The organism is Cohaesibacter marisflavi (genome assembly GCF_900115225.1).
Classification (GTDB): Bacteria; Pseudomonadota; Alphaproteobacteria; order Rhizobiales; family Cohaesibacteraceae; genus Cohaesibacter; species Cohaesibacter marisflavi.
Genome location: NZ_FOVR01000001.1, coordinates 185393 through 197783, shown reverse-complemented (window position 1 = coordinate 197783; position 12391 = coordinate 185393). Strand labels below are relative to the sequence as shown.

Below are 12391 nucleotides of genomic sequence, written 5' to 3'. Positions count from 1 at the left end.
TCAGTGCACTCATTCAGATAGGTGCACAGGATTGTCTTTCGATGAGCTCGCAAGAGATCAGATTGACAAAGTTCGAGTGTTCGCTCCCCTTGACGATTTCAGAGACTGCACGCTGCCCCATTTCAAAATAAGGCAGGCTCACGGTCGTCAACTGAGGCCGAACATGTTCCGAGATGGTTTTGAAATCATCAAAACCCATGACAGACAGCTCGGAAGGCACTTTGATCCCCAGATCCCCAGCAGCATTCATAACCATGAGCGCTATGCGGTCATTGCCACAAATGATGGCCGAAGGTCGATTGGGTGCAGCCAGCACTTCACGGGCCTTTTCATAGGCGATGTAAGTTTCGCCGACATCGAAATAACCCGAAACGCCCAGATGGCACATGTCCGAATTGAGCGAGAGCCCCTGCTTTGCCATCGCCTTGGAGATCCCTTTCAGGCGCAATGAGGTGGCCGGATCTTCATGGGGCAGCGAGATAATCGCGATATTTCGATGCCCCAGTTCCAATAGATGCGATGCCTGCAAATAACCACCCGTTTCGTCATCAGGCAATATGATCTTGCCATTGCTATTGACAGGCGTGCAATTCATGTAAACCACACTTTCGTCACCAAAGCAGTCGGCATGGTTGACATATTGTCGATGCTGGGAAGCATAAATAAAGCCAGCCGCCTTGTATGTGCGAAACATTCGGCAGATTCCTGCGAGATTCTGCATTTCGCTTTCAAGCGACCCCACAAGCAAAATCCGGCCATGCGAGAGCGCTTCGGCTTGTGCCCCGCGCAACAACTCGACCGAATAAGGCGAAGTGGCAACATTGTCTGCTATAAAACCAATAAAGGAGAACTGCTCCAGATTGTTGGTTCTTGTTGTGTATTTTTCAAGGTATCCGGTTCGTTCCGCTACCTCGTAAATGCGCTTGGCTGTCTCTTCACTTGAGCATCTCTTACCGCGCAACGTAAGAGAAACAGTCTTATTAGAGACGCCAACTTCTCTAGCAATATCTGCTAAAGTTGCCATTGCCCACCCCACGGAAATAATAAAACGCTCTCATGTACAGACCCCAAATACAAACAAGAGAGCGTGGTCGTAATTCCAGCATATCTGTTAAATCACACGCGCATTTTTAAGCAAAAGACAGGAGGATATAAGCAGATACGCTGACCCCAGAAAAGAATCAACGCGCAATGGTTGAACCCACCTTTTATTGTCAAAATTGCTCTTTGTTTGCAAATAGAAATTTCCATTAGCCCTTGTTTTAAATCGGATATATTGTCACGGACACAGTTGTACAAAATCTATTTTTTCAATCTATTGGTTAGATTTCTCCAATTTGTCACAATAACCAATTCGTCTATTTGAATATTTCATGAAAGATAAAATTTTCATAAAGTTTGAAATTTACAGATTTTACAAATTCTCGCGTCCGGCCTGCAACGCGGGAAAACAAGCTTGTTATGCATAGACCAGTCGTCTATGCATATTGAAGCAGCAAAGATCTGTTACGGATCTGCGAGCTCTTCAAGATTTCACTTTGTTTGATCTATTTTCTTGCCTGAAAAGTCCCCAGCTCAAGTAAAGGCTCCCTTTCATGTCAGCGATCAGTTCTCCAAGAAATCTGGGCATCTTCTTTGCCATTCTAGCCACGATCATTTTCTCGATGCATGACGCAATTTCCAAATTGCTCGTGATGGATCATTCCGTCTGGTTCATCATGATGGTGCGCTACTGGTTTCATCTGATTGTCGCCATCATCTGGGCATTGATGAGCAAAGAGGGCCTCGCGGGAGCAGTGAGAACTCCGCGCCCGTTTTTGCAGATCTTGCGCGGTGTTTTGCTGGTCACAGAAATCGCTCTCATTATCTACTCCTACAGCATGCTCGGCCTTGCGGAAGTAACAACCATCATCATGGTGCATCCGCTTATCGTAACCGGTCTTGCCGCGGTCTTTCTGGGGGAAGTGGTTGGATGGCATCGCATCGGAGCTTTGGTTGTGGGACTGTTGGGTTTGGCGATCGCCATGCAGCCAAGCGGCAATATCTGGGGCTATGGCGGGTTCGTGGCTTTGGCGGCGACCTCTTCCTTTGCGCTCTACCAGCTGTTTACGCGCCTGGCGAGCCGCCATGACACTACTCTGACGTCTTTTTTCTATGCTGGTCTCATTGGTGTTATCGCGACCACATGGCCGGGGCTGCAAATGGCTCCTGCCCTGTCCGAGATGAACTTTCCCTTGCTGGCAGGCGCATGCATCTTCAGCACGGCGGCCCATTTCAGCGTCATGAAGGCCCTGTCTCTGACAGAGGCAAGCGCCATTCAGCCCTTCACCTATATGCAGATCGTCTGGTCCATTCCCATCGGTTTTCTGGTGTTTGGCGATCTACCGATCTGGTCCACCATTCTGGGCGCCATCATGATTGTTGGAGCCGGGCTTTATGCCATTCATCGCAGCAATCGCTGATGATGAATGCGCAGACCGGCAGCTTTAGAACCGCTTAGAACACCGCCCTGTTCCTAGATCTAAGGTCTATAGGCTTCTGCATAAGACGGACCGAACAAGCGACTGGGGCCCCTTGCTTCCGAATTATGACTATATTCCATATTGTTAGATATCCTTCCCTTTTCTAGAATATAGAGAAGGGTTCAATGGTGGATTGGCATTGCATGATGGTCATACCGTCGCGTTATTTCGATATCGAATATCGCAAACGACCCGTTCGCATCGGCGAAAAGGCCCAATATAGAATAATTGGCCGCGCAGAAGCGCTAAAGGGGCCTTGAAGTCGACACGGACGCTTCTTGCAGTGTTCCGGCAAAATGTGTGCGTCCCCCGCATGTTCCCTTTCCAGATTGCCATGTTCGGCAGATCTTTGCCGTCGACCACAGTGTGTCACAGGCTTTTATCTCTCCGAACGCGGCAGAGCGAGAAGGAGGAAGCATCATGACCATCAAGAGCATTCTCTATGCTTATAGCGGAGAACAGGATGAAGGGAGCGGTCTCGACTTCGCGATCAAGCTCGCTCATCATTATGACGCATGGCTCACTGGAATCGTGAGACATGGCTATTCCAAGATGGAACGGCGCATCGCAACGATTGTGTCTGACGAGGTGCATCTGGCCGTGCAGAACGCCGAGAAAAAGCGGATTGCCGATATAACGCAGCGGTTTCAGGACACAGTCAAGGCAGCCAGCCTTGAAGGCCGTACCAGCTTCATTGATGTCGAACCGCAAATGATGACCTCGGTCTCCGAGATCGCCCGCTGCTATGACATGGTGATTACTGGCAACCACCCCGAAGACGAGCAATATGAGTTTCTAGCCGCCTATCCCGATAGGATTGCACTGCAAAGCGGTCGGCCGGTTGTCGTCGTTCCGGATGGTTTCAAAGCCAAAGGACCAGCACGCAAGGTACTCATTGCCTGGGATGGCAAACGCACCATCGCCCGCGCGGTTGGCGACGCCATGCCAATGCTGGAACAGGGCACTCAGGTCACCCTATTGACTGTGGGCGCCTCCCATACGGTGGACCAACATCCAGACCATGGGATTATGGGGCTGTTGGAGCGACATAATGTGGAAGCATCCCACATCCATGACCGCGGCACAGGGCGCTCGGTCGCCGAAACCATTACTCAAACAGCAGACGAGATGGGCTCCGATCTGATTATCATGGGGGCTTATGAACACTCGAAATTTTCGCAAGACATTTTCGGCGGCGTGACCACCGAAATGCTGCAGAGTGTAAAAGTACCGGTCTTCATGGCCCACTGAAGGCCAGAGACGGGACGTTTGATAGTGGTAAGTGCGTCAGTCGGGATCAATAAGAAACTTGCACCTATTGACCCACGAAGCGTTCAGCTGGCGACATGAAGGATGGTTTCCAACGTTTCCCTGGGCAGGGGAAGCGGATTGCCCTTCATGGATGACGACATAGCGGACGCTTCGGCGACAGAAGGGATCTGGGCCGCCTCCAGCCCCAGATCTCCCAGACCGGGCAAAGCGTTGGCGCGAGACCAGCTTGCCAATTGATCAAACGCCTGATCGGCGGAGCATCCCAAGGCTCCGCCGATACAGTTTTTGACAAAGGCAAAGCGCTCGTTCAAATCGGAACGCACTGTCTCGCTCAGATCTTCGCTTGTCTGCACAGCCTCTTCATTCGCACTTAATACATATGGCAACAGAGCACCGCATAGTGCACCGTGCGCGCCCCCTGTAACGCCTCCCAGCACACCAGCCAGACCATGTACAGCGCCGAGCCCGGCATTGGCCAACGCAAGGCCGCCACACAGGCTGGTCCAAGCCAGAGCATCTCTGGCTGCTTTGTCTTCGGCTTCCATCAGCCTGGTCAAGGCTTTCATCCCCTTGGGGATCGCATCGTAACAGATGAGGTCTGTTAGCATATTGGCCTTACAGGAAAGATAGGGTTCGATGACCTGAGTCACAGCATCCAGCCCGCTGGCCAACGTAATGGCGCGCGGTAGATTGTCCGTCAGCGCCGGATCGACAATGGCCATGTTCGGCAGCATGCGCGGATCTCTGAGCGAAACCTTGCGCGCAGCCTCAGGCACAGTGAGCACAGCATTCTTCGTCACCTCGGCACCTGTGCCTGCCGTCGTTGGAAACGCGGCAAAGGGCAAAGGCTCTTGTTCCAGTGGCAATCCCTTGCCCACGACTTCCAGATGGTCCATCGCCGGACGCAATGCAGGCACCAAGGCAGCCAAAGCCTTGCCCGCATCGATCACCGCCCCCCCTCCGATCGCAACAACAGCGCGTACCCGCGTTGCGCGCGCATGAGCGACACCGTCTTCTATAAGAGCAATGTCTGGCTCCTTTGGAACGGAGAAACCAACCACCTCCACACCCTGCTCTACCAGAGTGTCTGATAGCCATTGCACGCGCCTGCCGTCACGCCCATGCACCAGAAGCAGGGGCGATCCCAGCTTTGCTATCTCTGATATGGCCTGTTCAGCTTTGCCGCGCCCGAAGTGAATGGCCGAGGCCGTCATGAACTGAAAGGAGGTAGAAGAGAGTGACATTGAATGCTCCGAGAAATGTAAATGGCCGAGCTATGAAAGAACGCTTCTAACATCAAAAGCCCCATAGCCTTGCACGTCAAGACAAGACCTGCATGCGCCGCGCATCGGAACACATTGCAGCGCACCATAAAACATACGTATAAACATCTAATTTTATTGAATTTTTTGTTCAGGTTCCCTTCAATTGGCGCCATCGACTCTCACCTGACCCATGCTTTGAGCGCATGGCAGAGCCGCTCGTTTGAAAAATTGCCTAAAACCAAAGGATTAGTTCTAAATATTAAACAGTCCCCCCTTAACAACATTTGCGTTGCAGTGCAAAAACCTCATCAGCATAAGTGTTTATACGGAATTATTTCCCCTGAATCGATGATTTTTGGGTACATCTTTTTTCGCCGACTGTACCGCGTGAGCTATGCATTTACTGCAAATCGCTCATTACAGCTATTATCATATTGATTTTAAACGTTTTTTTATCACAAATTTGGAACCATTCAGTTTGCGTCCCCCTAGGGCTTTGATATATACTGTACTCGAAAGTCAAGGAGGGAGTTCTTACTAGAACAAGGCTGCAAATCTCAAAATACTTCTTTCTTGCTAAAAACCCAGGCTACTTCCCCGATTTAGGCGAGCGGCACGTTCTGCTTGCAACGGGTGAGCTATGCCCAAATGATGGTTGTTGAGCCATCACACGAGACCGAAGCGAATTTACTCGTTTAACAGTGAGGATACCAACTATGAATTATATGAGTGATAAACCCGTTGTCGCCGATCCTTGGCAGGGTTTCTCTGATGGTGAATGGCGCAACAAGATCGATACGCGCGGCTTCATCCAGGAGAACTACACTCCATATGATGGTGACGACAGCTTCCTCGCAGACGCTACCGACCGCACCAAACAGCTCTGGGAAGAACTGGGCGTGCTGCTGAAGAAAGAACGCGAAGCTGGTGTCCTCGACGTTTCCGCGATCCCGACATCTATCGCTGCTCATGATGCTGGTTACATCAACAAGGACCTGGAAGTCATTGTTGGTCTGCAGACCGATGCGCCTCTCAAACGCGCCATCATGCCAAACGGTGGCCTGCGTATGGTTGAAGGCGGCATGGAAGCATTCGGCTTCAAGCCTGACGAAACCGTTCATGAAATTTGGACCAAATACCGCAAAGACCATAACCAGGGCGTTTTCGACGTATACAGCCCTGACATTCTGGCTTGCCGTAAGTCCGGCGTAATCACTGGCCTGCCTGATGCTTATGGCCGTGGCCGCATCATCGGCGACTATCGCCGTATCGCTCTTTATGGCATCGACTTCCTGAAGACCCAGAAGAAAGCCGAGTTCGACGAACTGAACGATGCTGTATTCGACATGGACACCATCCGTCTTCGTGAAGAGCTTTCCGAACAGTTCCGCGCTCTTGAAGAACTGCGTGAAATGGGCCTGAAATACGGCGTGGACATGTCCAAGCCTGCGACCAACGCTCGCGAAGCCATCCAGTTCACCTATATGGGCTACCTCGCTGCTGTTAAAGAACAGAACGGCGCGGCAATGTCCTTCGGTCGTACCTCTACCTTCCTTGACATCTATATCAAACGCGATATGGAAGCTGGCCTGCTGACCGAAGAACAGGCACAGGAAATGATCGACGACATGGTCATCAAGCTCCGCATCGTTCGCTTCCTGCGTACGCCGGAATATGATGAGCTGTTCTCTGGCGATCCAACTTGGGTTACCGAATCCATCGGCGGTATCGGCCTTGACGGTCGTTCCCTGGTTACCAAGAACTCCTTCCGCGTTCTGAACACACTGTTCAACCTGGGCCCTGCTCCGGAACCAAACCTGACTGTTCTGTGGTCTTCCAAACTGCCGCGCGGCTTTAAGGATTTCTGCGCAAAAGTTTCCAAGGAAACCTCTGCCATCCAGTATGAAAACGATGACCTGATGCGTCCGAAATGGGGCGACGACTATGGCATCGCATGCTGCGTGTCCGCTATGGCCATCGGCAAACAGATGCAGTTCTTCGGTGCTCGCGCCAACCTCGCAAAATGCATGCTCTATGCAATCAACGGCGGCGTTGACGAAAAATCCGGCAAGAAGGTTGCTGAAGGTCTGGAACCAATCAAGGGCGACATTCTTGACTATGATGAAGTCATGGCAAAATACGATATCGCCATGGAATGGCTGGCCAAGACCTACGTGAAGGCTCTGAACGCTATCCATTACATGCACGATAAATATGCCTACGAACGCATCGAAATGGCTCTGCATGACCGTGACATCCTGCGCACCATGGCTTGCGGCATCGCTGGCCTGTCCATCGCAGCCGACTCCCTGTCTGCAATGAAATATGCCAAGGTTCATGTGATCCGTAACGACGAAGGTCTGGCTGTCGACTACAAGATTGAAGGCGACTATCCTGCATTCGGTAACAACGATGATCGTGTTGACGAAATTGCATGCTACCTGACCGAAACCTTCATGAAGAAAGTTGCTGGTCAGCCTTACTTCTATCGTGATGCAATGCCAACCCAGTCCATCCTGACCATCACCTCCAACGTGGTCTATGGCAAGAAAACCGGTAACACCCCTGACGGACGTCGCTCTGGCGAACCATTTGCACCGGGTGCCAACCCAATGAACGGCCGCGACAAAAAAGGCTTTGTTGCTGCTGGCGCATCGGTTGCCAAACTGCCATATGACTTCGCACAGGACGGCATCAGCTGGACCGCTTCGGCAACCCCAAGCTCCATGGGCCACAACGACAACGAACAGATCCGCAACCTGGCAAACTGCCTTGACGGTTTCTGCGATGCCGGTGGCTTCCATGTGAACGTCAACATGCTTCGCCGCGAAACTCTGGAAGACGCAATGGAACATCCTGAGAATTATCCTCAGCTGACCGTCCGTGTTTCCGGTTACGCTGTGAACTTCATCAAGCTGACCCGCGAACAGCAGCTTGACGTTCTGAGCCGCACCTTCCATGACCACATGTAAGGTTGAGCTCAAAGCTCATCTGACCTGAAATGAGACGAGCCGGAAAGCACCGCTTTTCGGCTCTCTTTTTGCCGCTAATCTGTTCGCACCCCTCTGTGCATCTGTGTTCCAATCACCATATATCTGGTATGGTTCTAGCAATGATGCTAATGAGAAGCGACAGCATCGACTGCGGACCCGCAGGCCGAACATCCTGCAAAGCGCCTTGCTGCCCTTCCGCACGCGCCGGAAAGCAAGCGATAGGCACTGTCACCAGACCAAACGTTCCCCAAAGGAGGGCCGGCCTTGAGCACAGCCGAAAACCAATCCCACGTACATGAACGCAAAGATCCGTCCGAATATGGCTTCCTGCATTCCATGGAATCCGGCGCAGCCGTTGATGGGCCGGGCATGCGCTTTGTCTTTTTCATGTCTGGGTGTCAGTTCAAATGCCTCTATTGCCATAATCCGGATACTTGGAAGCTTCACAATGGCACCTATCTCGACATCGACAGCGTGCTCAAGGAAATCAAGGGGTATGCCCGCTTTCTCAAATTCGCTGGCGGGGTAACCTTCTCGGGCGGTGAGCCGATGATGCAGGCGCCTTTCGTAGGCGCTGCGGCACGCGCCATCAAAGAGAAATATGACCTTCATATTGCGCTCGATACGCAGGGCTTTCTGCATGGCAATGTGGAGGACGACTGGTTTGATGCCTTCGATCTGATCATGCTCGACATCAAGCATATCAATCCGGACACCTATCTGGAACTGACGTCTCAGCCGCTGCAGCCAACGCTTGATTTTGCCCAGCGCATGGTGCGCCTGAAGAAGGAAATGCGCATACGCTATGTGCTGGTTCCTGATTGGACGGACGCCAAGGAAGACGTTGAAAAGATGGCCGATTATGTCGCGAGCCTCGGTGATCTGGTTGAGCTGGTCGAGGTTCTGCCCTTCCATCAGCTGGGGACATCCAAATGGGAAAAACTGGGGCTGGAATATAAGCTCAAGGATCTTAGGACGCCGACACCGGAAGAAGCAGAAGCGGCTCGCGATATCTTCCGTGCACGCGGGTTGACCGCGACCTGATTTGCGCTATCGATACAAAAACTCAAAAGGCCCCTTTCCATGGCTCATATGGAAAGGGGCCTTTATTTTGCGTTTGGCTTTTTTGGAGGAGGCAAACCTGTCGATCCCCCCCTCCGGACGAGATGGCTTAAAAGGCGTCGAGTTCAACCCGCAAGCCAGCTTCCGCGCTTGAGCGTTCCATGGCCTCAATCAAACGCTGAACCGCCAGCGCATCGCGCCCCGGCGCGACCAAGCTGTCCGCCTTGCCTTCTACGACGTCGGCGAAGTTCTCGATGATCTTCATATGCCAGTCGGAGGGGAAGGCCATTGGATCGGCTCCGGCTCCGGAATTACCCTTCTCTGCGAAATTCTCTTCGGTTCCGTCGCGCCAAATAAGCCGCAGACTTCCCCCTTGGAGAATGACTGACCCCTTGGTGCCATCGATGCGGATGGATTCCGATGAACCGGGGAAACTCGCGGTTGTCGCACAGATATTACCCACGGCTCCGGATTCAAACAACACGGCGGCGCTGGCAAAATCTTCCGCTTCCATTTCATGCAACTGAGTGGTGGCCAACATGGCCTGCGCAGACTTAACCGGCCCGAGCAGGTGCAACATCAAATCCAAGACGTGAATGGCCTGCGTGATCAGCACGCCCCCGCCATCCTGATCGTAGGTCCCTCTGCCGGGCTGGTCGTAATAGTCTTGCGAGCGCCACCAGGGCACATCCACGCGCACCATAGCGATCTCGCCAAGCTGCTTTTCATCAAGCAGTTTTTTCAGGCGAAAAGACCCTGGACGAACGCGATGTTGGAGTACGGTTCCCAAGTGCACCCCAGCCTTTTCACACAGTTCGACAAGCTCAGTTGCTGCCGGAAGGGTGCGCTCAAGCGGCTTTTCCATCAGCACATGTTTTCCAGCCTCGGACAGCAGCTTTACGATATCCAGCCGGCTATCGGGCGGTGTCAGCAGCAAGACTGCGTCTGTTTCACTGTCCTCGGCAATGGCTTCCAGAGACGGAAACGCCTTGACCTGCATCGCCTCGGCGGCGGATGCCAACCGGTTCTTGTTTCGCATGTAAAGCCCGGTCAACTCGACACGCTCATGTAAGGACTCAAGCGCGGCAACATGGGCACGCGCGGCCATCCCCAACCCAATTACTGCAAGCTTCATGGTCCCTCCATCACCCGGCCTATTCTTTGTCTGGTTGATCCAGACTTTGGTCTGCCGGTGCATTCATCTTGCTTCCTGTAACGATGATCGAAACAGTCCTGTTTGGCAAGTCATGTTCTGGTATGGCGGCTAGTGTGCGGATGCAACAGCCGTTTTTAAACAACGGTCTTCGTGGCCGGTTGCTTACCGCACCTTTTGTTGTCGCAAAGGCTAAATTCAAGTATAGGAAATACTTCAAATATCGTTCATCATCTGTTTAGCGAGCGGCAGGACTGTCTTGATGCCGTCCCTCCCGTTTCTTCAGCCCTGTAGGTGTATCATGGCAAGCAGCTATTTCCGCCCAACTTCCCTACCCACTCCCTTGGCTGGCCTGGCGCTTGGCATTGGCAGTCTGGGCTGGTGTCTTGAGAATACCGGCCTGTTTACAGGCATGGCAGCAACCACAGGCGCCATTCTGAGCGGCATCCTTCTTGCCCTGTTGTTGGTCAAGTTCCTCAGGGCTCCGAACCTTCTCAAAGACGAGCTCAAGCATCCCGTGATCGGTAGCATCCTGCCGACCTACAGCATGGCTCTGATGCTTGTGTCTGCCGCTATTAGTGGACGGGTTGGCACCGGCCTGTGGCTTCTGGCGGTAAGCCTCCACATTATCCTGCTGCTGATTTTCTTTTGGGAGCGAGGAAAGAGCTTCCGATTGCCGCAACTGGTGCCCAGTTGGTATATTCCGCCTGTCGGCATTATTGTGGCAGATCTTACAAGTCCGGGAGGCAGTTGGGCAGGATTGGCGATGGCGCTTTTCTGGTTCGGGCTCATCAGCTATGCCATCATGCTCCCTGTCATGATCTATCGGCTCATTTTCGAGCCGGAAGTGCCCGATGCAGCCAAACCGACCATTGCCATTCTGGCGGCTCCTGCAAGCCTCTCGCTCGCGGGCTATCTGGCGATTTCCCCAGCCCCTTCCGGGCTGCTGGTTTTGATGTTGCTCGGCATCGCCATTCTGATGACGGCGATCACCTATCTGGGCTTTATCAGACTGCTTCGTTTGCCCTTTTCTCCGGGCTATGCCTCCTTCACCTTCCCCATGGTGATCGGAGCCACCGCACTTTTCAAATCCGTTCCCTTTCTGGCGCAGTGGGGCGCAAGCGATGGCACAGTGGCGACACTCCTCTGGCTGGCCAGACTGGAGCTGATCGGAGCAACGCTTGTGGTGGGTTATGTTTGCTGGTGTTATGCGCGATTCTTTCTGGCCAAACAGGCAAAGCCAGCAAACAATCACTGAGATTCGCGTCATTCCAATCGAAAAGGCGGTATTGCGCTCTATTTGCAACCCTATTGTCTATAAGATGACATAATTCGAATATAGAGAATTATAACATGAGCAGTAATCCGTATATTCCTTTAAAAAGGCAGTACACATGATGCTATACAAGCGGACCAGGCTTCCACGCATCTTCGGCTCATGAGGACCTTTTCCGGCCCTGTTTATCAAGACTTACAGAGCACCGGCCGGCGACAATCAAGACGAGACTGTCTGGCTGGGCCTTTCTCGGAGATTGTTATGACCAGCAATGCACCTCAGAAATATTCTAGTGCTATTATCCTTCTACATTGGCTTGGCGCATTATTAATAATCGGCCTAATTATCGTTGGTTCTCTTATGGAGGACATGACGGGAGCCAGCAAAATGCAGCTTCTTTCTTTTCATTATTATGCAGGTCTGGCCACCGGCGCCCTATTTCTAATACGGCTGGTGTTCTTTTTCATCAATGCACGCCCTGCTGCAGATCCTTCCTGGCCGCAATGGCAGGCAAAAGCCTCAAAGGCTGTTGAAGGTCTTCTCTATCTTCTGCCACTTATCATGGTTGCAACCGGCATGATCGCCATGTCGATCTACGGGCTGAGCAGCTTTGTCGAGAGTGGTGACTATGAAGGGTATCAGGCCGCTCACCGTATCTGGCCGATGCTTGTGCATAGCCTCACGGCCAATTTGCTCATTGCAGCGCTGGTGTTGCATGTGCTCGCTGCGCTTTATCATCATTTCGTGCAGAAAGACCATGTGTTCGATCGCATCACTTTCCGAAAGACGAACTAACGGCAAACCCTCCGGGCCGTCAGGCCCTTGCATAGGGGCATGCATTGAAGCGT

The 12391-nt window shown here is 52.4% G+C and carries 9 protein-coding genes; 6 read left to right on the top strand and 3 right to left on the bottom strand.

The window, feature by feature from the left end:
- Nucleotides 1-13 precede the first annotated feature (13 nt).
- Nucleotides 14-1024, bottom strand: a complete 1011-nt coding sequence (locus tag BM258_RS00865; protein ID WP_090067889.1) for a LacI family DNA-binding transcriptional regulator — start codon at nucleotides 1022-1024, stop codon at nucleotides 14-16.
- Nucleotides 1025-1595: 571 nt separating this feature from the next.
- Here BM258_RS00865 and BM258_RS00860 point away from each other — a divergent pair.
- A complete protein-coding gene (locus tag BM258_RS00860; RefSeq protein WP_090067887.1) occupies nucleotides 1596-2462 on the top strand; it encodes a DMT family transporter in 867 nt (288 codons plus the stop codon).
- A gap of 480 nt (nucleotides 2463-2942) precedes the next feature.
- Nucleotides 2943-3773: a universal stress protein gene (locus BM258_RS00855; RefSeq protein ID WP_090067885.1), complete on the top strand. Its 831-nt coding sequence runs from the start codon at nucleotides 2943-2945 to the stop codon at nucleotides 3771-3773.
- Between the two features lie 83 nt (nucleotides 3774-3856).
- Here the strand turns inward: BM258_RS00855 and BM258_RS00850 are convergent, their stop codons facing one another.
- Complete coding sequence (locus tag BM258_RS00850; RefSeq protein ID WP_175527856.1) at nucleotides 3857-5038, bottom strand: iron-containing alcohol dehydrogenase; 1182 nt, start codon at nucleotides 5036-5038, stop codon at nucleotides 3857-3859.
- Nucleotides 5039-5775: 737 nt separating this feature from the next.
- Here BM258_RS00850 and pflB point away from each other — a divergent pair.
- Nucleotides 5776-8031: a formate C-acetyltransferase gene (gene pflB / locus BM258_RS00845; protein ID WP_090067883.1), complete on the top strand. Its 2256-nt coding sequence runs from the start codon at nucleotides 5776-5778 to the stop codon at nucleotides 8029-8031.
- A 285-nt stretch (nucleotides 8032-8316) separates the two neighbouring features.
- Nucleotides 8317-9096 (top strand): pyruvate formate-lyase-activating protein, encoded by a 780-nt coding sequence (gene pflA, locus BM258_RS00840; protein ID WP_210186614.1) that lies wholly within the window; start codon nucleotides 8317-8319, stop codon nucleotides 9094-9096.
- 127 nt (nucleotides 9097-9223) lie between these two features.
- On the opposite strand, the gene BM258_RS00835 is transcribed toward pflA, so the two are convergent.
- On the bottom strand, nucleotides 9224-10249 hold the full coding sequence (locus BM258_RS00835) for a Gfo/Idh/MocA family protein (protein WP_090068895.1): 1026 nt from the start codon (nucleotides 10247-10249) through the stop codon (nucleotides 9224-9226).
- A 319-nt stretch (nucleotides 10250-10568) separates the two neighbouring features.
- On the opposite strand from BM258_RS00835, the gene BM258_RS00830 reads away from it, so the two are divergent.
- Both BM258_RS00830 and BM258_RS00825 read left to right on the top strand, forming a co-directional pair.
- Nucleotides 10569-11525: a TDT family transporter gene (locus BM258_RS00830; protein WP_090067882.1), complete on the top strand. Its 957-nt coding sequence runs from the start codon at nucleotides 10569-10571 to the stop codon at nucleotides 11523-11525.
- A gap of 180 nt (nucleotides 11526-11705) precedes the next feature.
- On the top strand, nucleotides 11706-12338 hold the full coding sequence (locus tag BM258_RS00825; RefSeq protein ID WP_090067880.1) for a cytochrome b: 633 nt from the start codon (nucleotides 11706-11708) through the stop codon (nucleotides 12336-12338).
- Nucleotides 12339-12391 lie beyond the last annotated feature (53 nt).